The sequence below is a fragment of the Alishewanella sp. d11 genome, from assembly GCF_049390205.1.
Classification (GTDB): domain Bacteria; phylum Pseudomonadota; class Gammaproteobacteria; order Enterobacterales; family Alteromonadaceae; genus Alishewanella.
Map to the genome: position 1 here is coordinate 1019730 of NZ_CP186547.1, position 24349 is coordinate 1044078.

General features: G+C 45.9%; 20 protein-coding genes. 5 read left to right on the top strand and 15 right to left on the bottom strand.

Translation table 11 applies throughout. The features are described 5' to 3' along the window. Nucleotides 1-60: 60 nt before the first annotated feature. The gene (locus tag ACO1PK_RS04715) at nt 61-495 is read right to left on the bottom strand and encodes a hypothetical protein (protein WP_423187519.1); all 435 of its coding nucleotides are present in this window, start codon (nt 493-495) and stop codon (nt 61-63) included. 81 nt (nt 496-576) lie between these two features. Continuing rightward, entirely contained in the window at nt 577-2121 is a 1545-nt protein-coding gene (locus tag ACO1PK_RS04720; protein ID WP_423187520.1) for an amidase, read from the bottom strand. 203 nt (nt 2122-2324) lie between these two features. On the opposite strand from ACO1PK_RS04720, the gene ACO1PK_RS04725 reads away from it, so the two are divergent. Next, the gene (locus ACO1PK_RS04725; protein WP_423187521.1) at nt 2325-4022 is read left to right on the top strand and encodes a TIGR03545 family protein; all 1698 of its coding nucleotides are present in this window, start codon (nt 2325-2327) and stop codon (nt 4020-4022) included. A 27-nt stretch (nt 4023-4049) separates the two neighbouring features. On the opposite strand, the gene ACO1PK_RS04730 is transcribed toward ACO1PK_RS04725, so the two are convergent. From ACO1PK_RS04730 to ACO1PK_RS04775, 10 genes are all read right to left on the bottom strand, one after another. After that, nucleotides 4050-5084, bottom strand: coding sequence for a tetratricopeptide repeat protein (locus ACO1PK_RS04730; RefSeq protein WP_423187522.1), 1035 nt, complete (start codon nt 5082-5084; stop codon nt 4050-4052). A gap of 102 nt (nt 5085-5186) precedes the next feature. Continuing rightward, nucleotides 5187-5564: a ribonuclease E inhibitor RraB gene (gene rraB / locus ACO1PK_RS04735; protein WP_423187523.1), complete on the bottom strand. Its 378-nt coding sequence runs from the start codon at nt 5562-5564 to the stop codon at nt 5187-5189. A gap of 4 nt (nt 5565-5568) precedes the next feature. Then, the gene (locus tag ACO1PK_RS04740; protein ID WP_423187524.1) at nt 5569-6312 is read right to left on the bottom strand and encodes a 1-acylglycerol-3-phosphate O-acyltransferase; all 744 of its coding nucleotides are present in this window, start codon (nt 6310-6312) and stop codon (nt 5569-5571) included. A gap of 110 nt (nt 6313-6422) precedes the next feature. Next, complete coding sequence (gene parC, locus ACO1PK_RS04745) at nt 6423-8702, bottom strand: DNA topoisomerase IV subunit A (RefSeq protein ID WP_423187525.1); 2280 nt, start codon at nt 8700-8702, stop codon at nt 6423-6425. Between the two features lie 11 nt (nt 8703-8713). Next, nucleotides 8714-10099, bottom strand: coding sequence for a diguanylate cyclase (locus ACO1PK_RS04750; protein WP_423187526.1), 1386 nt, complete (start codon nt 10097-10099; stop codon nt 8714-8716). Nucleotides 10100-10137: 38 nt separating this feature from the next. Continuing rightward, nucleotides 10138-12030: a DNA topoisomerase IV subunit B gene (gene parE, locus ACO1PK_RS04755; protein ID WP_423187527.1), complete on the bottom strand. Its 1893-nt coding sequence runs from the start codon at nt 12028-12030 to the stop codon at nt 10138-10140. 20 nt (nt 12031-12050) lie between these two features. Further along, a complete protein-coding gene (locus tag ACO1PK_RS04760) occupies nt 12051-12614 on the bottom strand; it encodes a YqiA/YcfP family alpha/beta fold hydrolase (protein WP_423187528.1) in 564 nt (187 codons plus the stop codon). Nucleotides 12615-12873: 259 nt separating this feature from the next. Next, nucleotides 12874-15039: a winged helix-turn-helix domain-containing protein gene (locus tag ACO1PK_RS04765; RefSeq protein ID WP_423187529.1), complete on the bottom strand. Its 2166-nt coding sequence runs from the start codon at nt 15037-15039 to the stop codon at nt 12874-12876. A 107-nt stretch (nt 15040-15146) separates the two neighbouring features. Then, complete coding sequence (locus ACO1PK_RS04770) at nt 15147-15572, bottom strand: DUF1249 domain-containing protein (RefSeq protein WP_423187530.1); 426 nt, start codon at nt 15570-15572, stop codon at nt 15147-15149. Beyond that, on the bottom strand, nt 15565-16209 hold the full coding sequence (locus tag ACO1PK_RS04775; RefSeq protein ID WP_423187531.1) for an NUDIX domain-containing protein: 645 nt from the start codon (nt 16207-16209) through the stop codon (nt 15565-15567). Before ACO1PK_RS04775 ends, ACO1PK_RS04770 begins: the two co-directional genes overlap by 8 nt. Before the next feature lie 116 nt (nt 16210-16325). On the opposite strand from ACO1PK_RS04775, the gene tolC reads away from it, so the two are divergent. The 3 genes from tolC (at nt 16326) to ACO1PK_RS04790 (ending at nt 19262) form a co-directional block, all read left to right on the top strand. Next, the gene (gene tolC, locus ACO1PK_RS04780) at nt 16326-17621 is read left to right on the top strand and encodes an outer membrane channel protein TolC (protein WP_423187532.1); all 1296 of its coding nucleotides are present in this window, start codon (nt 16326-16328) and stop codon (nt 17619-17621) included. A gap of 124 nt (nt 17622-17745) precedes the next feature. After that, nucleotides 17746-18669, top strand: coding sequence for an LpxL/LpxP family Kdo(2)-lipid IV(A) lauroyl/palmitoleoyl acyltransferase (lpxL, locus tag ACO1PK_RS04785; RefSeq protein WP_423187533.1), 924 nt, complete (start codon nt 17746-17748; stop codon nt 18667-18669). Nucleotides 18670-18680: 11 nt separating this feature from the next. Beyond that, nucleotides 18681-19262, top strand: coding sequence for a TcpQ domain-containing protein (locus ACO1PK_RS04790; RefSeq protein ID WP_423187534.1), 582 nt, complete (start codon nt 18681-18683; stop codon nt 19260-19262). A gap of 7 nt (nt 19263-19269) precedes the next feature. Here ACO1PK_RS04790 and glnE read toward each other — a convergent pair whose 3' ends face one another. Both glnE and ACO1PK_RS04800 read right to left on the bottom strand, forming a co-directional pair. Then, nucleotides 19270-22080 (bottom strand): bifunctional [glutamate--ammonia ligase]-adenylyl-L-tyrosine phosphorylase/[glutamate--ammonia-ligase] adenylyltransferase, encoded by a 2811-nt coding sequence (gene glnE, locus ACO1PK_RS04795; RefSeq protein ID WP_423187535.1) that lies wholly within the window; start codon nt 22078-22080, stop codon nt 19270-19272. A gap of 10 nt (nt 22081-22090) precedes the next feature. Next, nucleotides 22091-22999, bottom strand: a complete 909-nt coding sequence (locus tag ACO1PK_RS04800; protein ID WP_423187536.1) for an inorganic triphosphatase — start codon at nt 22997-22999, stop codon at nt 22091-22093. A gap of 107 nt (nt 23000-23106) precedes the next feature. On the opposite strand from ACO1PK_RS04800, the gene ACO1PK_RS04805 reads away from it, so the two are divergent. Further along, nucleotides 23107-23706: a TIGR04211 family SH3 domain-containing protein gene (locus ACO1PK_RS04805; RefSeq protein ID WP_423187537.1), complete on the top strand. Its 600-nt coding sequence runs from the start codon at nt 23107-23109 to the stop codon at nt 23704-23706. 8 nt (nt 23707-23714) lie between these two features. On the opposite strand, the gene ACO1PK_RS04810 is transcribed toward ACO1PK_RS04805, so the two are convergent. Further along, complete coding sequence (locus tag ACO1PK_RS04810; RefSeq protein WP_423187538.1) at nt 23715-24224, bottom strand: Lrp/AsnC ligand binding domain-containing protein; 510 nt, start codon at nt 24222-24224, stop codon at nt 23715-23717. Nucleotides 24225-24349: the final 125 nt, after the last annotated feature.

Sequence of the window (24349 nt, forward strand, 5' to 3'; positions counted from 1 at the left end):
CCTTTACTAAAACTCAATACACCGGCAGCATTGCCGGACCCAATAGAGTGAAGTAAAGGCTTAAATTAACAGCAGGTTTTTTCCTAAATATAACGGAACGGCTGTGCGCGGAGGCGGTGTTGCTAAAGCAATGGCAGGAATAGTCGTGGCCGGCAGGTCATATACTGTCAAACCTAGCCAGCTGATTAATACAGCAACCAAAACGAGAGTAACGCTCTCAGCAGCCGCAGCCGCCTGATGCTCACAACCACTGCAAGGTGCACTGCTCAGTGTAGCGGTATTTGACTCAGCGGTGTTTGATTCGGCAGTAATCTCGACGAACTGGCTATGGCAGGGAGGCGTAACCAGAACTTGTTGCGGCAAAGCGCTATCGCTGGGTAAGTGAGTACTTGCCTGCGCTAGATTTTGACACAGCATAAAGCACCAAGAAAATGCCATGCTGATTAACAGCGGCATAATCCAGATTCTTTGGCGTTGTACCAAGGTGCTTAACATGCGGTTGCTCTTATTCCCCAACATCACCCGCTATTATGCACTCTTGCCTTACACTAGAGTCAAGCTGCATTTTAGCTTTTGTTATTCAGCCGCAGCCACAAAACGTGGACGCTGATACGCCGCCAATTGCTGCTCTAGCAAAGCAGCGTAGCGTAACAACTCCGGCTCTGACCAAGGTAAACCTACCACACTTAACCCTAACGGTAAGTGATCTTTAACGCCTCCTGGCAAGGTAATCGAAGGATATCCCGCCACGGCCGCTGCGGTTGAAGTACCAAAATTAAAGCGATCGCCATTAATATGATCAATAGGCCAAGCCGGGCCATAAGAAGGCAAAATAATCGCGCTAAAGCCGTGTTGCAAATAAGCGTTAAGTGCGGTTTCTGCCAGGGCGCGGCTTTGTTGCAGCGCTTGCTGATAGTCTGCTTGTGCCTCTACCAAGTCAATGGCGGCAGCTTGCTCTAAATATTCTTGACCAAAAAAACCTAAGGCTTCCTGCCCTCGGGCCTGATTAAAAGCAATAATCTTTTGCAAGGTATTGACGCTTGCAGGCACTTCATACGCAGTTAGCCACTGCGGCAACTCCCGTGCAAACTCATACAACAACACCTGAAACTCCGCTTGGTATAAGGCCGACGGCAGCGACCAGTCGCTGCTTTCAATCACCTCAATACCGGCGGCACGCAGCAATAGAGCGGTTTTATCTAGAATGTCGACAAACGCTGGCTCACGCTCATCAAAAGCCCGGACTAATAATACTTTGCCACTGTTCGCTGGCTGTAACGCAGCAGCCGTTAATGAAGCCGGAATTTGCTGTCGTGCGGCAGGCGTTAACATGGCCTCTAATAACAGTGCAGCATCATAGACGCGTCTGGCCATTGGCCCAGCAATATCTTGCGCGCTGGCAATCGGGATAATACCTTCACCAGACACCGCGCCACGGGTTGGCTTAATCCCGACAATACCGTTAATGGCTGCCGGACACATAATAGAGCCATCGGTTTCCGTGCCTACTGCCAATAACGCCAGATCGGCCGCGACGGCCACGGCAGAGCCCGAGCTAGAACCACAAGGGGTATGGCTTAACAGATGCGGATTACGCGTTTGCCCGCCAAGCGCCGACCAACCACTGGCTGAGTTTTCCCCCCGAAAATTAGCCCACTCCGATAAATTGGTTTTGGCTAAAATCACCGCGCCAGCGGCGCGTAACTGTGCCACTAATTGCGCATCGCTAGGCGTTAAATGTCCTTTTAAAGCTAAGGCACCTGCTGTAGTAGGCATTGCATCGGCAGTAGCAATATTAGCTTTTAGTACCACAGGTAAACCGTGTAACGAAGAGCGCAGCTGCCCAGCTGCTCTTTCTTTGTCAAGTTGCTGGGCTTGCGCAATAGCTGCGTGATTAATATCAGTAATCGCGCGCAACTGATGTCCTTGGGTATTATGCTCGGCAATTTGTTGCAGATAATGCCTGACGAGTTGTTCGCTAGTGAGTTCTTTTGCTGCAAGCGCCTGCTGCGCACTGCGGGCATCTAACCAGGCCGGATCGCGCTGTACCATTTGCTCAGGCTCTGGCGCCGGTTTACACCCCACTAAGAATAGACTTAACACGACACTAAAAACGCGCATAACACCTCTCGCTTTCCTTAACTAGGGATAGCATAAACACTCCTGCCTTTGCTGACATGCAGTTTCACCGCAACCAGCTGTAATTGGTCGCAATCGCTCAAAAACGCAATTAAAAAAAGCTAAAACCTGTATGCTTGGTCATTTTGCTTTAAACTAATTAGGTTATACCTTGTCTCTCAATGACTTTTAATAAGGATATTCTGATGAAGAAACTACTTTGGATCTTGCCTGTTAGCTTAATTACGCTCTTGCTGATTGGCTGGTTGCTTGCTAATACCCTGATCAAAAATGTACTGATTAGCGAGCTAGAAACCGTGACTGGCGCAGAGGTCAATGTGGATCGTGTGTCATTGCGCTTAATGCCGGTCTCATTGCAAATTAGCGGCGTACAACTCACCGACCCTGCGAAACCGGCATTTAACAGCCTAAGCTTTGCAAAGGCTTATGCCAAAGTAGATCCTTGGCCCGCGTTAAAAGGCTATTATATCGTTGAAGAGTTAGAGATTACCGAACTGGCTTACGGTAGCGCCAGACAACAACCGGGTAAGGTGTATCGCCCCCCCGTTGCCAATGATAACGCCTTAGATCTTGCCAGCTTATTGCAAGTAGAGCTACCCACGGCAGCAGACATCATGGCAAGAGCCAATCTGCAAACAGTGCAGCAAGGTGAAAAATTAAAACAACTCGCTCTGACTCAGCAACAACAATTGCAGCAACTCCGCCAGCAATTACCTGATGCCACTAAGCTAGCAGAATTACAAACTAACATTAAAGCACTAACAGAAAGCCGCATAACAGATGCGGCTGATTTAGCGGCGAAAACCCAACAGTTCAATGCATTACAACAACAGGTTAAAGCAGAATGGGATCAACTGCGCGCCATGCAGCAAAGCTTAACGCAGAGTCGCGACAGTTTAACTGCGGCGGTTCAAGCCGTGCGTCAAGCAGCAGAGCAAGATTGGCAACAACTGCAACAATTAGCCAATATTCAAGAGGGTGGTCTCGCCCCTATTTTTCAAATTTTGTTGGGTGATATTTGGGCTAAGGAAATTCAAAAGCTCGAAGCGCTTTATCAACTCGCCAAACCTTATCTGCAACAAGCAGGCGAACCAGCACCAGCGAAACCGCTGGATCCCAATCAGCCTTATCCTGACTTTTGGGTGAAAAATGCTAAATTGCATTTATTGCTGGCCGGAACCGAAAGTACGATCACCATGCAAGATATCACCACGCAGCATCAGCTGATTAATAACGTGGCGACACGCTTTAAGTTAGATGTTAAAGGCTTACCTAAGCTTAACACCTTGCAGTTAAATGGCGATTTTGCCATTCTCGACCAGATGATAACTAACCTCAGCTGGCAGTTAGAGGGTATGGCGTTGGAACAGGTAACCTTAGGTGGCGAGCAAAATGCGCTGACCTTATTAGCAGGATTATTAAGTGCCAACGGTTCGCTTAAACTGACGGATGACCAGCTAAAACAGCAAGCCAAGGTGCTGTTAAAAAATGCTAACTTTGCGCAAACAGGTAATCGCTACCTTGATCCCTTAGTCAACCTACTCAATCAACAAAGCCAAATCCCCTTTGATGTGTTGGCCGAAGGGGTCATTTCCAATCCACAAGTTACCGTGCGCTCTGCGTTAGATCGGATGCTCGGAGATGCCCTGCTCGGCGAAGCAAAACAAAAAATAGCCCAGCTCCAAACGCAGCTGCGTGCAGATTTAGATAGCCGTTTAACAGAGCAACTTGGGGCACAGCAAGCATGGCTAAGCCTGTTACAGCAGCAAGAAAGCGAAGGTAAAGCGATAGAAGCGCAGCTAGAAAGTTTATTAGGGGCCAAGATGGGTAATTTGCAAGATCAACTTAAAGATCGTTTGCTGAATCGACTGGGCGCTGGCTAGTGTTAGCGTTAAAGCAAAACGTTGACGTTAAGCTTCTTTAGCCTGCGTGGCATTAAACAGCGCGCAACTCTCAATATACTCAAACCAAGGGCGTTGAAAACGCTTTTCTGGTTGACTAATTGGGATCAAGTCTGCGGTATTTAGCCCCATCAAGGGAGCTAAATACTGCAACACATGCTGTTGCACTTTGCGATCTTCTAACTTTGCAAAGGCTGCCACCAACGCTTTTTTCTGTATCTCGGTCAATAAATTCCCTTGCCGCTGCTGGAAACGTAACTCCAACCACAGTAAAAGAGCTTGCTTAGCTTCGTTCGGAAAGTGTGTGGTCAGGGTTTGCGTCGGGCTAAACAACCGTTCAAAGTTAATCCGTTCGTTTTGCATCAGAAAAACAAATAACAGATTAATCCCAGCAGAAATTTTGCCCGAACGGTGATTCAACTTTTGGTATTGTTTTAAAGATTGACGAAATAAGGGTTCGGCCGCAGCAAATTGGGCCTGATCAAAGGCAAGCAAACCCAAATTGTTATAGGCCATAGCGACTAGCTGGGGTTGCTGATGCTGCTCAGCTAACACTAAAAGCTGTTCAAAAATAGCCGTTGCCTCGTCAAAATCGTTCAGCTGTCGAGCGACTAAACCTAGACTATTTAGTAAGGTAAGTTTTTGCCGATCCGTAGCAGCATGCTGCATAGCACATTGAAAACTGAGCCTCGCTTCAGCAAGATACTGATTTCGTCGCAACCAGATCCCTAAACCACTACTAATTGGCGTTAAGGACTGTTGAAAGAAGGGATCTTCGGTATAGCGAAAGGTGGCCTCAACGGCTTGAATCAGTTCATCTAAGCGATTAGTCAGTACCGCCGCCCGACTGATCAGAATATACCGACGCAACTTTAGCGCATCAGGGACGTCATCCGACAAAACCAAGGGGGTTAATAAATTAAGAGTCCGAGCAGGATTAACGACTAAATAGTCTTCCGCTTCATCTAAAGTAGCTTGAACATTGGTTTCAGCATATACCGCTGAACTAGTACTCAGCAGAAAAAGAAATAATAACTGCTTCATGCAGGCAACCGCTCATTGCTGATTTTGTATCCATACAATATAGTTTAGCGGCTGCCATTTGCATAACAAAATAGCAAAACAAGAAAACGTCAGAGTAGAGAATTACTCTTCCGTATCGTCATCTTCCCATTCCACGCCGTCTTCATCGCCTTCAAAGTAAGTGCCCCAGCCATCATATTCTACCTGATGTTTTTGCGCTAAGGCTTCTAACTTGATCGCATCAGCAGTAATAGCCGCGCCATCTAGCGATTGCTCACAAATAGCATCAAATACCCAAGCACTGTCGCCATCTTCAAATTCCACTTCTTCAGCGTCAGTCACTTCATAACCGAGTTTGAACAACTCGACTGCAAGCTTTTCCAGCTTGTTAAAGTCTTTATCATAAAAGTGATGCTCAATGGTATACAGTGCATCAGGATCGCTGCCATCTTCCATTAAGGCGGCAATGGTTTCTTCAGTAAATTCTTTCCAGTTTTCCATAATGTTACTCTGTTGGCTGTATTTGCTGCGAAGTGTAGTCGTTACCAAGCTCGGCATCAAGCTGCTGAATTTGTGCCGCCATCTGTTGGTGCATATTTTTAGCAAATTGGCGTAAATTATCGTCTTTAGTTAAAACGACTGGCGCTAACATCTGAATAATCACTTTGCCATTGCGCCAACGATTTAGCTTAAACTGCTGATGGGTTGTACTCATACAAACCGGAATAAGTGGCACATTTGCCTCTAGGGCAATATGAAAAGCGCCCATTTTGAATGGCAATAAGCCTCGGCCGTAACTTCGGGTACCTTCGGGGAACATCCATACCGACATTTTCTGCTGCGCAATGCGCTCAGCCGCAGCTTGCATAGTATTGAGGGCTTTAGCTTTATCATTGCGATCGATTAAGATATTGCCGCTTAGCCAATAGAGTTGACCAAAAAAAGGGATAAACTTTAAACTCTTCTTACCGATAGTAACAGTTCGCGGTAATACTGAACCACTGAGCGTAAACAGATCTAAGCTATTTTGATGGTTAGCGATAAAAACATAAGGTTCGCCAACTTGAATTGCGGGGTCGCGTCGGATTTCAACAGTGATCCCTAAGATCTTCGATACCGCACCATACCACTTGCCGAATAAGGCCACATTATTGGGGTGAAAAGGTCTGAAGATACAAACAATTAAGCCAGCTATTGTGCTTAATAAAAAAAATAACACTAATAAAAGTAAACGTACAACCGCAACCACTACTCGCCCCTTAACAGCTTACAACACCGCGACGCTGTTCATACAACACAAAGCGCCGCAGTATAGTCCCAAATGGACAGCCTTAACATAGTCAGGAGGCGAGTATAACGCTATTCCGTCGGTTGGCTGGTTTGATCACTCTGACCATTCACAATAATTTCGTCAATGCGCTGCAAACCACGCGGTAATTTATTGCCACGACGGCCACGTTCACCTTGATAATGCTGTAAATCGGTCATTTTCAGATTCAGTTTACGCTTACCAGCCACCAAGGTGACACTGCCGTCCGCCGGCACCACCGCCAATAAACAGACATATTCTTCTCGACTGGCTGCGCGCGCCGACGGAATTGACATCAGTTTATTGCCTTTACCTTTACTGAGCTTAGGTAACTCGGCAACGGGGAACATTAACATACGCCCTTCGTTAGAAATACACAGCAATAAATCTGTTTCTGGCGAGGCAACGGTCACCGGCGGTAATACTTTAGCGCCTACCGGTAAACTTAGTACTGCTTTACCGGCTTTATTTCGACTAAGTAAATCATTAAATTCTGCCACAAAGCCATAGCCAGCATCCGTGGCGAGCAGTAAGGTTTGTTTTTCGTCAGCAATTAACACATGCTCAATCGTCTCACCGGCAACGATGGTAAAGCGTCCGCTCAATGGCTCGCCTTGCCCCCGTGCCGACGGTAGCTCATGCGCTTCGGTGGCAAAACTACGGCCTGAAGAGTCAATAAACACCGCCTGCTGATTAGAGCGACCTTTGGCTAAGGCTTTAAAGGCATCGCCTGCTTTATAGCTTAAAGCGTTACCGTCCACATCATGCCCTTTAGCACAGCGTACCCAGCCTTTTTCTGACAAGACAACCGTGACGGCTTCGCTGGGTAACAGCTCTTTTTCAGTCAGTGCCTTAGCTTCTTCCCGCTGGACGATAGGACTGCGGCGATCATCACCATATTTTTGCGCATCCGCTAGCAATTCGTCGCGGATCAGTTTTGTCAGTTTTTTCTCCGATCCCAAAATAGCTTGTAACTTATCACGCTCTTTACTGAGCTCATCTTGCTCGGCACGAATTTTCGTTTCTTCTAACTTGGCTAAATGACGCAGTTTTAATTCTAAAATCGCTTCTGCTTGCCGCTCGGTTATACCGAAAAAGGCCACTAACTCAGGCTTTGGCTCATCATAGGTTCGAATAATGCGGATCACATCGTCGATATTCAAAAATGCAATCAACAAACCCGCCAATACGTGTAAGCGATCCAAGACTTTATCTAAACGATACTGCAAACGACGTCGCACCGTATCACGCCGGAAACTCAACCACTCGGTGAGAATTTCCAACAAGTTTCGCACCCTTGGCCGATGATCCATCCCTAGGATATTTAAATTGACCCGATAGCTTCTTTCCAGATCCGTGGTGGCGAATAAATGCTGCATCAGCTGCTCAACATCAATCCGATTAGAGCGCGGCACGATAACAATGCGTGTCGGATTTTCATGATCCGATTCATCGCGTAAATCACTGACCATCGGCAGTTTTTTGGCTTGCATCTGCGCGGCAATTTGCTCCAGGATCTTGGCACCCGAGGTCTGATGCGGTAAGGCAGTAATCACCACATCGCCATCTTCTTGCTGGTAAATAGCGCGCATTTTGATACTGCCACGGCCCGTGCTGTAAATGGCGGCGATCTCGGCGGCTGACGAAATAATCTCTGCATCGGTGGGATAATCCGGGCCTTTAACATGCTGCATTACCTCGGCCATATTTGCTTGCGGATTATCTAACAGCACAGCACAGGCATTCACCACTTCACGCACATTATGCGGCGGAATATCAGTCGCCATACCTACAGCAATACCGGTGATACCATTTAATAAGATATGTGGTAAGCGAGCGGGTAGTACCTTAGGTTCTTCTAAGGTACCGTCAAAATTGGGCACCCAATCGGTTGTGCCAGAACCCAGCTCTGATAACAAAACTTCGCTAAAACGCGATAGCTTAGCTTCGGTATAACGCATAGCCGCGAAGGATTTAGGATCGTCTGGCGCGCCCCAGTTACCCTGACCATCAACTAAGGGATACCGATAAGAAAAAGGTTGTGCCATTAGCACCATCGCTTCATAACACGCAGAATCGCCATGCGGATGGAATTTACCGAGTACATCCCCCACGGTACGAGCCGATTTTTTATATTTTGCTAGATGTGACAAGCCCAACTCTGACATAGCATAAACAATACGCCGCTGCACGGGCTTTAAGCCATCCCCTATGTGAGGCAAGGCCCGATCCATAATTACGTACATCGAGTAGTTTAAATAAGCGTCTTCGGTAAAACGCCGCAATGGCAGCTGTTCGGTGCCATCAGCTAAAAGTACAGTCTCTGTCATGCCTGTTCCTGTTAAAGCGTGGTGGATGAGCGGGCCTGGTTACGTTTGCTGCTCCGAAGTAATAACAGTGTCGCAATGAGGATTACCCCCAACACGACCAGCATCGCCATCCACATCCATTGAATTTGTTTTTGATGAGCAATTTCCGCCAGTTGTAATGCTTTTAGCTGGTACTCTTGCTCAAGTAAACTTTGCCTAGCAACATCACGCTCAGCTTCAAAAGCCATCCGTGTTTTTGCTAGAGCCAGCTCATTTTCTTTATCACGGAATTGTTGAAAACCATAAACAAACTGAAAAAGTTGCTGATAAGCGCGCTCGTATTGTCCCTGCTCAGCCAATAACTCAGCTTTAAGCAAATGTAGCGCCAACAGCATATTGCCAGACTCTTTATCTTCGAGCTTTTCATAATGTTCTTCTGCTAACAGTAGCTGTTGCATGGCTTGGGTATTTTGTTGTAATGCTTGGTAAATCAAAGCTTTTTCGTAATGATGGCCCGCTAAATAATAATCTGACTGAATGACATCGAGATATTCTTCAGCTTTTTGCATATAGTTTAGCGCCACTTGTGGCCGCCCCATCTCATTACTGGTAATCGCTAAACCACTATAGGCATAGTACAGATTTAAAACATCTTGCTCCTTTAATGCCGATTGCAGCATAGACTCATAGCTTTGTAAGGCTCGCTCAAAATTTTCCAAATAACTATAATTTCTGGCCAGATTATACAATACCGTGACATGATTTTTTTGCCAGCCAAGTTCCGCATACAGTGCGAGTGCTTGCTCTAAGAACTCTTGGGCTTCCTGTTCAAAACTTAGCGCCGAATACATTAAGCCCAACTGGGCATTCACTTCGGCTAAGACTTCCTTATCATTAAGTACTTTTGCTTTGCTGTAGGCTTGCTTCAGCGTTTGTAAGGCTTGTTGATCACGATCTTGCATCGAGTCGATAGCGGCAATATTAATCATCCCTCTGACTTGCAGCTTTTCCTCAGCCAAGTCTTTTGCTAAAGCTAAGCCCTGCTGATACCAACTTAAGGCTTCCGATAACGCTAATTGCATTTCCCGAGCATAACCTAACTCAAACATCAGTTCAGCTTTAAGGGAAACACTGCTATCACCTAACAAGTTTAAGCCTTGTAGTGCGGCGTTTTGTTGTTCTTGATAGCGGCCAAGGTAGCTTAATACTGCCGCCTGTTGATTCAGCCAAAATGCTTGCTGCTCAGCCGTTAAGTTAGCAAATTCCGCCTGATTCGCTTCCAAGATACTGAGCATTTGCTCTGGTGCTTGGTGTTTTTTTGCCGCAACCTGCACTAACCACTCAGGCGTAGCTTCAGTCTCTGCTGCCGAGCTAGTAAAGACAGCGAGCAGCAACAAGATGATAAATACTGTTTTCACGCATCGCTCCTCTGTCATGATATCGGCACTTATACCCATTAAGCGATAATGGCACGGTCACCTTTCAACTCTAACCAATCCCGGCGATCCGTGGCCCGTTTTTTGGCCAACAACATATCCATTAGCTCCATGGTTTGTGCCGAGTCATCAATAGTTAACTGCACCAAACGTCGGGTATTGGGATCCATGGTTGTCTCACGCAGTTGCAATGGGTTCATTTCACCCAAGCCTTTGAAGCGTTGTACATTAACTTTACCGCGTTTTTTCTCGGCTTCTATGCGGTCGAGAATACCATTTTTTTCTTCTTCATCAAGCGCATAATACACATCCTTACCAATATCAATGCGGTAAAGCGGTGGCATAGCAACATAAACGTGGCCCTGTTCAACCAGATGGCGGAAATGTCGCATAAAAAGTGCACACAATAAGGTGGCAATATGTAAACCATCAGAATCGGCATCGGCCAGAATACAAATTTTGCCATAACGTAATGCAGATAAATCGACAGAGTCAGGATCAATACCAATGGCGACCGAGATATCGTGAACTTCTTGTGACGCTAAAATTTGCCCCGATTCCACTTCCCAGGTGTTGAGGATTTTACCGCGTAGTGGCATCACCGCCTGGAACTCTCGATCCCGCGCTTGCTTGGCAGAACCGCCTGCAGAATCACCTTCAACTAAAAACAGCTCTGTTCGCGCTAAATCCTGAGCGGAGCAATCGGCTAGTTTGCCAGGTAAGGCGGGCCCTGAGGTCACTTTCTTACGAATGATCTTTTTGGCAGCTTTTAAACGTTTCTGAGCATTGTTGATACAAAAATCTGCCAGCGCCAGCGCAATATCGGTATGCTCGTTTAACCATAAACTAAAGGCATCTTTGACAATACCTGTGACAAAAGCCGCAGATTGCCGCGACGACAAACGCTCTTTGGTTTGTCCTGCAAACTGAGGATCCTGCATTTTTAGTGAGAGCACATAGGCACAGCGATCCCAGATATCCTCTGGCGACAGTTTAATACCACGCGGTAATAAGTTACGAAACTCACAAAAGTCACGCATCGCTTCCAGCAAGCCCTGACGCAAGCCATTCACGTGAGTGCCACCTTGTGCGGTCGGAATAAGATTAACGTAGCTTTCGGTGACCAGCTCGCCCCCCTCAGGCAACCAGAGCAATGCCCACTCTACCGCTTCGGTGGTCGCGGAAAATTGCCCGACAAAGGGTTGCTCTGGTATAGCGATTAACTGCTGTACGGCTTCTGCTAGGTAATCTTTAATGCCCGCTTCGTAGCACCATTGATACTGTTGTTGATTAACCTTATCGTCAAACTTAACGGTCAGTCCCGGACATAATACTGCTTTGGCTTTTAACACATGCAGCAAGCGACTCACCGAAAATTTTGGCGAATCAAAATAGGAAGGGGTTGGCCAGAAACGGACGCGAGTACCGGTATTCCGTTTACCCACGGTACCCGTTACTGCCAGTTCACTGACCTTATTACCGTGCTCAAAAGCAATTTCATACACCTGACCATCACGACGAATACTGACGTCTACTCGACTTGATAACGCATTGACCACCGAGATGCCGACGCCGTGCAAACCACCTGAAAATTGATAGTTTTTGTTGGAGAATTTACCACCGGCATGCAAACGACACATGATCAGCTCAACGCCAGATACCCCTTCTTCAGGATGAATATCCACCGGCATACCACGGCCGTTATCAATGACTTCGATAGAGTGATCATCATGTAAAATCACTTGCACCAGATCAGCATGACCAGCTAAGGCTTCATCAACGCTATTATCAATAACTTCCTGCGCTAAGTGATTTGGACGAGTAGTATCGGTATACATCCCGGGACGACGCTGTACCGGTTCCAAACCGGTCAACACCTCTATAGATTCGGCATTGTAAAGTTGTTCTGTCATATGATGTTTTTTGCTTCCTGTTATGCTTGCAGACAAAATTGGGCAATTTGCGGCAGATAGTGCTGATAGCCAACAAAGCTATGATCACCGCCTTGCACCACTTGCACCTTAGCACCCTGATAATAAGCTACAGCTTGTTGATAATCTAACACCTCATCACCCGTTTGCAAAAGCACTAAATATTGGCTGGCATCGCGTAAAGTGTGTGGCATTAACCTCTCTAGTTGCGACATATGTGCTAATTCAACCTGATAACGCTGCTGTAACACGGGATGTTCATAGGTGCCTAGGTGCTGTGCTAAGACCTTATGCGGTGCTACCGCGGGATTAATTAAACAGGCTCGGCAACCAAAGCGCTCCGCCAACACGGTAGCCAAAAAGCCGCCTAAAGAACTGCCAATAATGGCGCTCGGCGGCACGGTTAACTGTGCATCCAGTGCCGACATAGCTTCATTTGGCGTGTAAGGTAAATCCAATGCACGAAATTTAACCTCGGGCAGGTTTTGGAAATACTGCTGTGTTAACACCGCTTTTTCTGAACGACTGGAACTGGCAAAACCATGTAAATAAACAACTTCTTGCATTAGTGCCTTCTTTGGTTACAAATCAAACAGCGCGACTATTCTAGCTCAAAACAAAGCGACTAGTGATAGGCTAGCGGCTAAAACTAAGCTCCAAATCGCTTAAAGCCTGACATCAGACGTAGAGCTAACCATCAGCCAATCACCCACTTGATAAACTCATAGCATCTGCCATAACAGGGGTGATTGACGATAACAAAGCTGCGATAAAAAACGGAATTGGTTATAACTCACTAATAACCAACCCCTTTGGCTTAAGGATCTAATGGACTTCAGTCGTAACCCGATACACTTTAGTGTCAAATTGTCCGAGATGACGCACTAACCATCGAGATCCATCGGGCGATATATCAAAAGTTTGCAGCATCTTTCTGCGATCTTGTTGCCATTGCGTCAAAGCCGAGGTGGCAAGATTAAAGCGGAACAAGGTTGTATTTTTTAAATCTGTTTCGGCCCAAAATAATAGATCGCCTCTTACATGCACACTACCTGGGTAAGGCGGTGAGTATCTAATAGGTAACTCTGTCACTTGCTCACCATTTAATAACAAAAAACGGGAATCAGGATGTACCGCCAGATAACTATCTGCTTTATAGGGTATCAATAACTGATAGCCGGCATACAGTTTTTCGCTCAGACCGCTATCTAGATGATACAACCAACTTTGGTATTCATTATTTTGTCGTGACGTCATAATAATGCCAAGGCCATCATAGCTAAATCGAGCAGAAAGCCATTTATTACCCGCCACATTCAATGGAAGTAACTTTTGGTGTGTTAAATCAAAGAGAGTCGGTTTGCCATCAAGCAGCAGCAATAAATGACGGCCATCGCTATGCTGTTGTTGAAAGACCAAGTTACTGTGCTGAATTTCTATTAAGGGTTGCAGCTTCCCATCAGCGTGTTGTAACCACAAGCTTTGTTTACCGTCGGTGAAATTGTATAAGAAGTAGGCTTGGGATTCCTGACCAAAAAACACAGCTCGGGTGTGTTCCGCAGTATGCAAATAGGTTCGACCAGCTAATGAGCCCACTTCACCTTGCTGATGAATCATACGGCCAACATCTCCTTCATGCCGAAATTGTAACCATTGATTATCTTTAAGGGGCACTAAGGCGCGGGTTAGTCCATGGGCAAATGAATTACCCTTTAGCGAATTATGCTGTAGAAGCTGAGTTTGTTGCGTCTGAAGATTAAAACGTAATAGGGCTTCCTCATCAACAATCAACAACTCGTGCTCAGTAACCCAATGCATGTCAAAGATACGTTTACCATATAACAACTGCATTAAGATCTTACCACTTTGCATATCTTGAACAATCAGAGAACTACCTTGACCAGGGAAAAAACGCTGAAATGCCAAGCGCTGTGTCGCCGTCTGCACAGTAAAAATGCTATCTTGCACTCCCGCTGCCACAGAACTGGTGACAGGAGTTAAGGTCGCTGTTGGTAAATGCAGCCGCTGAATATTGATTTGCGTCGCATCACCCAGATTCAGAAATAAAGATTCGTTATCGGGATGCGCCCAAATTTGTAACATCGATACATAATTATCGAGTAATACTTTTCCTTCAGCGGTAAACTCACCTTGCTCACTGATCGGGCGTTGAACAAGCTGATAGACGCCGCTGTCAAAGTTATGATAAAACAAATGCTTACCATCTGCAGAAAAGGTGGCACGCATGATCTGATTATCACCTGAAGTGAGCTGTTTCAATTCCTGACTCTGCAAGTTATACCAATACAGCTCTTGGCCATAATGATTAACCGCATTTGAACTAAAAACTAAGAAACGCTGATCTGGGCTAACCGCCATGCTAAGCTTTTCACCGTTAATAAGCGAAAGTGGCTCAAGCGTTGACCATTGTGGCTGGGGCGTTGCGGCAAAAAACCAGTAAGCAAACACGAGTAAACCACTACACAAAGCACCTATGAAGAACGTCACGGGTTTTGTGAACCTTTTCAGGTTTGCAGCCATGGACCGATTAAACATGGATTTGACTTCAACCTTAGCAGCATTGTGAACCTCTATGCTTGCAGAACCCATATCGGAAGCAATTTCCGGCTCCAGCTCAGCAGTGCTATTTGCTTTTGGCTCATACTGATCAGCAGATTCTATAGGAGGCAGCCAACGATAGCCGCGCTTAGCAGCGGACTGAATATAACGAGGCACCTCTCCTTGATCTCCCAAGGCCGCGCGTAATTTACTGATCGTACGTCGAACTGCGGTATCACTTACCACTCGCCCCTGCCACACGTTTTGATGTAACTCTTCTAAACTAACGTAACGCTGTGGCTGAGTCAGAAGATAACAAAGTACTTCATACACTTTGGGCTCTAACGGAATATGCTGCTCAGCATATTCAAGATGTTGGTTTACTGGACAAAGTATAAACTCACCTAGCTTAAGGCGATTCGTTGGGATCATTTTTACTTCCTGGCGAAATTCCCTGCACCGATATCAGCAGATAAAACACTGTTTTATCACAAATTAGATGTTGATAAAATTATAAGATGCTTATTCAAATAACCTGACTACGCATGAGTAACCTGATAGCCATGACGCGAGCATAAATTTAACCAATCTTTTAGCAAGAGATTAATTTGCCGTTTTTCATCTGGCTGCGACATCGTTTTATTTGGATAAGGATAGAGCGCCGCAAAGCGCCATTGATGTTGTACACGAACCACCTCTGCCAAGCGCGCATCATGATAAAGCTGCACATCAAAACTCGGTTGAAAGAAACGTTGTCGTCCGCTCTTCAGTTCAATTTGAATCCGAGTTGTAAAAGGGGCAACCGCTAGCATGCTAACAACATAGACATCTTGCTCAGCAAGCTTGATAAAAACGTGCTGACCTACCTCTAGTTGCTGCGGCAATAAGCGGCGCAAAGCGGCATAATTTCGCTCGCACAGGCTCAGAAAGTCGGTGACTTTAGGTGCATAAGGCGCTTTAAGCAAGGTCAGTTACCCAGCGCTGTTGCACCTGCTCTAGGTTAAGCGCCAACCATTGTAATGCAATAACGGTGGCGGCATTATCTATTTGCTGCTGTGCCAACAATTGCATAGCTATTTTTCTTGGCATGACATGCATTTTGATATCCTCATGTTCTGTTGCTAAACCAAAGATCCCGTTGCTTACCGGCTGTGTTAATCGACCTAAAAACAAACTGATTTTTTCAGTACTGCCACCAGGGCTCGAATAGTAGCTTAACATAGGCCAGAGCTCAGTTAAGTGCAAACCCGCTTCCTCTTCAGCTTCACGAATAGCAGTCTCTTCAGGGTGTTGGTCATGCTCAATCATTCCGGCAATCACTTCAAGTAACCACGGACTACGACCATGCTCAACTACGCCCACCCGAAACTGCTCAACTAGGACGACTTCGTCTGTTATCGGATTGTAAGGTAGCACTGCCACCGCTTGGCCTCGCTCAAAAATTTCTCTTGTAACAGGTGCACTCCAGCCCCCTGCAAATAATTTATGCTTAAGCTGCCAACGCTCGATCCGAAAGAAACCTTGAAAAACCGTGGTTTTGTCGAGGATCTCCAGATCCGTTGCGTGAAAAGATGGATAATGGTTTAGCTTGAATTGCGACATCAGCGCCCTCACATTTTGTTACACTCTTCGGGGTAACTTTACGGTTTAAACGTTACCTAGTTTACTTTAACAGGTTATCATTTGGGCACTTTCCTTATAAAGCCAGGATCATTAGCATGAAAAAAACCTTAATCAGCACCTTAGTGCTTTCGTCTTTAAGCTTATTCAGCCTTAATTTAAGTGCTGAAGATCTGAAAACCGTATATCAACTTGCTACCCAAAAGGACCCTGTTGTGCAGCGCGCTGCCGCTACTCGCGATGCGGCGGCAGCCAGAATTGACGTCTCTAAAGCTAGCTTATTACCAACGATTAGCTTAGATATCGAAGCCGGCAGAAGTACACGCGAAAATCTGCGTTTTAGTAGCGACAATGCTGTTGGTGCAACGTTACAAGCGCGGCAGTCAGTATTTAGCTGGACAAACTGGCAAAATTTATCTCGTGCAGAGAAAGTCGCCTTGCAAAACCAAACCGTTTACGACGCGGAATTGCAATCATTAATTTTGCGTGTAACCAACGCCTACTTCGATGTATTAAAAGCGAATGACAACTTAACCTTTGTCGCTGCAGAAAAGCGTTCGGTTGAACGGCAATTAGAACAGACTAAACAGCGTTTTGCGGTTGGCCTAACTGCCATTACCGATGTACATGAAGCGCAAGCGCAATTTGACAGCGTGGTCGCTCGAGAAATTAATAGTGAAAATCAGCTGGAAAACGCTCGTGAAGCACTGCGAGAAATCACAGGTCAATATCATGAACAGGTTGCGCAACTCAATACCGATAAATTTTCTACTTCACGGCCAACGCCAGAAGCTGCTACGGATTGGGTGAGTATTGCTGAACAAAATAACCTCACTCTCAAAGCGCAACGCATAGCTTTAGATGTGTCTGCGCTAGATATCGATTTAGCCAAAGCAGGTCATTTGCCAACTTTAACTGCTAACGCTTCTGTTGGCGTGACCAAAGTGTCAGGAGTAGATCGCGCAGATACTAGCTCGCTGGGTTTAACCTTAGCCGTGCCAATTTACAGTGGCGGTGGCATTGAAGCTAATGTTCGGGTAGCGCAAGCCAATTATGTAGAAGTCAGCCAAGCGTTAGAACAAAGCCACCGTTCTGTGGTTAGGCAAATCCGTAGCTCATTTAACAATGTTAACTCACAAATGTCGCAAATCCGCGCTTTAGAACAAGCGGTTATTTCTGCGCAAAGCGCCTTACAGGCCACTGAAGCCGGTTTTGAAGTGGGTACTCGTACTATTGTTGATGTCCTGTTAAGCACTCGCAACTTGTTTGATGCCCAGCGTAACCTATCTGGAGCACGCTATGATTATATTTTAGCGCAGTTACAGCTAAAACAAGCAGCAGGCAACTTATCAGAACAAGATTTGTTAGCCATCAATAACGCTTTAACTAACTAACCAAAATAAAGGTATACCGCTGCTGCGGTATACCTTTCTCCGCAAGCGCTGACCAGTTATCTCTTTCTTCAACGCGTTTTTTCGTTACAATACCCTAGGTTTTGTTTTAGAGGTTCTCTGTAAAGTGGTTAATTCACCGCAATTTAGCTGGCGCTTTTTGTTGCCTCAATACTGGTTACTCTGGCTGGGCGTTGCCTTAATGTATCTAATCAGTTGGCTGCCCTATCGACTACTGATGTGGTTTGGCAGCAAGCTAGGCATATTATTATTCAAACTTATGAAGTCACGTCAGAAAGTCGCGCGCCGCAACCTTGAGTTATGCTTTCCGGAAAAATCTATCGCCGAACGCGAAAAATTAGTATGGCAAAACGCTGAGGAAACAGGCAAAGCCATGTTCGAAACGGTGATTGCTTGGTGGTGGCCCAACTGGCGCGTAAAACGGTTGGCGCATCTAAAAGGCTATGAATATTTACAGCAGGCCATTGCCCAAGGCAAAGGGGTGTTACTGCTAGCGGGGCATTTTTTGCACCTAGAGGCAGCAGGCCGAGTAATAGGGCTTACCCATCCTAGCGTGGGATTTTATCGCCCCAATAACAATCCTTTACTGGATTATTTACAGTATCGCGGCCGGATCCGTAGCAACAAATACATGATTGGCAAAAGAGATGTAAAGGGGCTCATCCAAGCTTTAAATGAACAAGAAGTGTGTTTTTATTTGCCAGATCAGGATTATGGTCGTAATCGTGCTGAATTTGTGCCTTTTTTTGCTGTAGCTGAAACCGCAACCACCACAGGTACACTACTGTTTGCTAAAGCGGCAAATTGTGTCGTTATACCTATTTACACGTCGCGTTTACCCAATTATCAAGGCTATCAGGTAGAAATTTTGCCGCCTTTCACAGCATTTCCAAGTGGCGATGATAAAGCCGATGTCCTGCGGGTAAACCAATGGGTAGAGCAAGCGGTGTTAAACCACCCAGAGCAGTATATGTGGTTGCACCGACGCTTTAAAACACGCCCAACCCCTGATGAACCCTCACTTTACTAGGAGGAAAGACCATGAAGCTATTGATTAAACTGATACTGATAATGGTACTTGCCCTAGCTATGTATTTATTAATTGTGAAACCTGATTTCCTGATCAATCCCGAAAAACCCAACGCCGCAGCCGATGGTTTTAGCCGATTTTATGCAAATTTTCGCAATAGTTTGCAGCAAGAAAGTAAAAGTGATTTTGTGCGTAAACTGCGCGATAGCAGTGATGAATTAGTGCCGCAATTACGTCGACGTGAACAGCAGGTTAGCCCTGCGAGTAACAATTGGCGTGGCGAAGTCACCCGCCGACGCTTTCAAGCCGGCAGCACTTTGCAACAAAGCCTGCAACAGTATGCGCAACAGGAAGATATGCAATTATTTTGGACCTTACCCCGTGATTATGTGGTAAAACAGTTCTTTGAAACTAATGGCAATATGATCGAGACGTTACAACAAATGGCAGTAACCGTCTCACCTGATTTTATCAGGCCTGTTTATGGTTATTTCTGCCCAAAGTCCCGTGCATTGGTCATTACCGATTTAGAGGACCCTTACTTACAGCAGCACTGTAAAGCAACAGGTCCTTCCGCTCGAGAACGCAGTTAAACTAACGCTACTTGTCCTCTTCAAACCAGCACTGCCAAGCTAGATGAATCTGTTGGCGATATGCCTCTAAACGCGCATCGGTCACAATAGTGGCGGGTGCTAACGTTTGTCGATGACCGACGCCACGTAGCAACTGATAAGCCTCGGCTAAAGATTGCGCTTGTGTCGCCGTTAAGAGTCCGGTGGCCGCCGCCGCGTCTAAAATTCGAATATTATCGGTGTATTGATATAACTCGGGATGCTTCTCACCATAGGCTAAAACCAAGTACTGACTTAAAAACTCTAAATCCACTATGCCGCCACTACTATGCTTAACATCGTCTTGCTTAACACCATGATGTTGGCGTAACTTTTCGCGCATCTGTTTTACATCGGCTTTTAGTTGCGCAGCGTCACGAGGCAGCGTTAAGATCTGCTGTCGAATTGTCGCAAACTTCGTCAATAAATCGGTTGAGCCCACGATCATTCTGGCTCTAACCAGCGCCTGATGCTCCCACGTCCAAGCCTCTTGTGCCAAATATTGCTGATAAGTATCAATATGAATGGCTAATAGCCCCGAATTCCCCGACGGCCTTAACCGAGTATCAATCTCATACAAGACACCACTATTGGTTTTGGTCGCACTTAAATGCAAGATCCGCTGCACCAGCTTCAAGTAAAACTGCATCGAGTCAATACTGCGCTCCCCTGCAGTGGCGGCCTGACTTTGACATTGATGCACAAACACTAAATCTAAATCAGAGCCATAACCCAGCTCAATACCACCTAATTTACCATAGCCAATCACGGCAAAACCTTTATCTTGGTCTGTAGCCCCAGCAGGCAGGCCATAACGCGCCGTCATTTGCTGCCACGCCAAATTGACCAGCTGTTCAACCAACACTTCGGCTAGCCATGTAAGATGGTCACTGACTTTCATCAAAGGCAGAACACCACTAATATCAGCAGCGGCAATGCGTAATTGCTGCGCTTGTTTAAACTGCCTTAAGGTTTCCATCAGCAGTTCTAAATCATCGTCAGGGACCCGTAACAAGTAAAGTCGTAAACGATCCCGATAATCTTCGATAGTGGCCACTTGATAGAGTTGCGCTGGATCGATTAGCTCATCCAATAGCATAGGGTAACGGGCTAATTGCTCCGCCAACCAACCACTTTGTGAGCATAATAAGGCGAGTTGTTGCAATGCCGGCGGATTTTCAAACAAGAGTTCTAAATAAGCCGTACGGGTGACAATTTGTTTAAATACACCAAGAATACGCTTTAGAACTGTGGCGCCGGCCTGCTGTTGCTGTAAATAATGCAATAGTTGTGGCAGTAATTTAGCCAGATACTCGCGCCCACGCGGCCCCACCGAGCGACGCTGACAATCTTGCTTAAACTGTGACAACTGCATGATCAACTCTTGTGCTTCGTCAGCCGCTAACCAATCGATATGTTCTGCGAGTTCAGTCGGCGGCAGCTCGCTATCCCATAAGAGTTTGCCTAAACTCAACTCTTGCGGTTCGATATTTTCTTCAGGCTCAATCACTAACTTAAATTGCTGATGAATACGCTGCATGGCTTGTGCAATCTCCAGCTGCAACACTGGCCAACTTGGTTTACCTAAGCTCGCCAATAGCTGCTGTTGGGTTTGCTCATCGGCTGGCAGAGTTTGCGTTTGTTTATCATCAATCCCTTGTAAAGCCTGTTCAACTTGCCTTAGCCATAAATAGTCTTGTAGTAATTGCTCACCTTGTACATTACTCAGTAAGCCTTGAGCGACCAATTCAGGTAGTGCCTTTAAAATAGCAGGCTGCTGCAGCTGGGGAATGCGGCCACCTCGAATTAACTGCAGCGTTTGCACAATAAACTCGACTTCGCGAATACCGCCGGCGCCCAATTTAATGTTATCGAACCGATTACGCCGGCGATTTTCCTGTTCAATTAATTGCTTCATCCGGCGCAGCGACTCAATCGCTGAAAAATCGATATATCGACGATAAATAAAAGGTTTTAGTAATGCTTGTAGTTCAACGGCATGCCTTGTTTGCGCGTTAATTACCCGGGCTTTTAGCATGGCGTAACGCTCCCACTCACGGCCTTGCTCCTGATAATAATCTTCAAAAGCAGCAAAACTTAGTACTAAGGGACCACTATCACCAAAAGGGCGCAAGCGCATATCAACACGGTAGCAAAAGCCATCGGCAGTCACCTGATGCAGAGCGGCAATTACTTTCTGGCCTACTTTAGTAAAAAACTGGTGGTGCTCTACTGTTTTTCGCCCGCCTACGGTTTCACCTTTATGCGGATAAGTAAAAATCAAATCGATGTCCGAAGAGAAATTAAGCTCAGCGCCACCCAACTTCCCCATACCAAGAATCAACAGTGGCATCGGCTGGCCCTGATCATCCAGTGGCGTGCCATTCACGGCGACTTGTTGCTGATATGCCCATTGATAGGCACTATTGATTAAGACGTCAGCTAACCAAGATACTGCAGCTAAGCTTTGGCGAATACTCTGTAAACCCAAAATATCTGCAGCCAATATCGTCACTAATCCCGCATTTCGATAACGCCTGAGTAGTGAAAAAGCCTGAGCCTCATTTGCATCAGGTATGGCCCGTAACGGATCATAAAAGCCATTGGCCAGATAGGCTTGGAGCGCCTTAGCATCGCAGAGAGTGGTGATTAACTCAGGCTGCTGTTGCAAAGTCCGGCCGATAAAACTACTCGCTTGCAACAGCCGACGAAGTTGTTGCTGTGCTTCGTCATTAAGACCGTTCGCTAAGTGGCTATATTGCGCAGGCCAAAACGTGGCGTTTACCAAAGAGTCTGTCATAAGGTGTCCTTTAAACTATTTTAAGCAACCACTTGGAAATTTTTAATAAGAGTAGTTGGTAGGCTTTGCTATTAAAAACTAAGCCGCCCTCATCTGCCAGACGTCGCGCCATGGCTCTAGCATCACTGGCTAATAACTGTTGACCTTCATCGGTCAGCGCTTTGGCTAAAGCGTGTATCTCTTGCTCAACACTTAGCAGTAACTCAGAGTCAAATTCCTGCAAGTAACAACTTTCCCACTGCTGCAGGCGCTGTAAATGACTCAAGACGGTGGAGTCTGATAAAGTAAGGGGATTAGGTCGAGCGGTCGTTGTTTGCTGATAAAGCTGATATCCTCTTGCAGCTTTGCTTAACCAGCCTGTGCGCATGGGAATGCTTTGTAACAAAAACGCAGCCAAATCAAAGAGTGCAACAGGTTCACCTCCTAGCAGCTCAATTTCCACTTCAGAAATAGCCTGACGACGCTCGCCAGCCCGTACCTCACCATTATCATACACCACTTCTAATTTGGCGTTGGGGAGTTGGAGTTGCCAACTTTGCCGCTGGAAATCGGTGCGAAACAATTCGATTAATTGCGGTTGCAATTGCGCAACATCGGTAGCTTCAGGCCAAATATGATCAGGAAAATCGGCTAATAAAGGCGTGACGCCAGCACACTCAACATTATATTCCGGACGAATTTGCAAAGCGCCGTGCTGTTGCCCTGCCAGCTTAATGGTTTGCTCAAAACATCCGTTTTTCTGGCGAGTGCGTAACCCCATATCGTGGCGTCGAAACCAATTATCTGCCGTATCGAAGTAAGCATTCAACAAGGGGTGCGTGACACTGGCTGCAGGCTTTGCGTACAGCTGCAATAACTCAGATAATAAAGCCGCATCTGCGGCTCCGATTAAATACTTTAATTCCAGCTCAGTGCTCATCTCGTTTCCTCAAGCTTGGGGATTACCCCTTGTCAATTGCCACACAACTCCCTATTATCGCTGATATAGTTTTAGAGCGTGTTTTCAAATTAAATCTCAGGATACCTATGTTTAGCTTATTTCGCAGCTCTGTTCGCCGGTTATTTTTGCTTAGTCTTTTAGTGTTTTTCATACCAGCACACAGCCAAACCGAACAGACGTCAGCTTATATCAATGATGCATTAGTAGTATATTTACATTCTGGTCCAGGTAATCAATTCCGAATCGTCGGCACTTTAGCGGCAGGCACAGAGGTAATAAGGCTCAATGAAGAAAATGATTATGCGCAAATTCAGTACGATACGAATAAAACAGCTTGGTTACCTAAAGAACATCTAACTTTTACCCCGGGCTTAAGAGCACAACTGAGCTTGTTACAAACTACCCTTACAGAGCAAAATGCTAAAATACTCGAGCTAGAACAAGCCAATAACCAATACCAAGCTGATTTAAACTTACTTAGTCAAGAGCGTGACAAAATTCAAGAAGAGTTAACACAATCTAAACGCCAAAATGAACGTTTATCGACAGAGATCAGCGAAACGCAAGCCAGTTTCTGGCAGCAACCCATGGTCTTAGGGGGAGCAATATTGCTATTTGGCTTGCTGTTTGGTTTGCTTCTCCCCAAATTGATCCCGCAACGCCGCAATAGCGAGCGCTGGATGTAAAGTTATTTTTAGTTTGGCGGGGTACTGGCATCAGCATGCAGTTTTAACGGTAGCCCGCGATCATTTTTTACTTGCTCAATCACCACATAAGTATGGGTCTGAGCTACCCCCGGCAAATCAACAATTTGCGCCAAAATGCCACGATATGCCTCCATATTAGGTAGGCGCAATTTAAGTAAATAATCAAAGCCGCCCGCGACCATATGACACTCTGCTACCTGAGGGATCATTACTACCGCTTCACGAAATTTATCAAACACATCGCTGGTGGTTCTATCCAGTGTTACTTGAATAAAAGCCGCGGTGCCATAACCTAGCTTACTGCTGTTTAGTCTGGCGCCATAACCTTCGATAAACCCTTCTTTTTCTAGGCGCTTGACCCGATCAATACAAGGGCTAGCACTTAAATTCACCTTTTTTGCTAAGTCCACATTGGCGATTCGCCCTTCTTTTTGCAGTGCATCAAGAATACTGATATCAATTCGGTCTAATGCTTTAGCTTTTACACTTTGGTTCATGGCAGTATTTTTTCGTGTTAAAGGGACTATGCACCCGATTATATACGGTTAAATTAGAAAAATAACCACCCTATTCTGCGGCCTTTTCACTAAAATGCCGCAGTAAATTCAAGCCTAATTTCAGG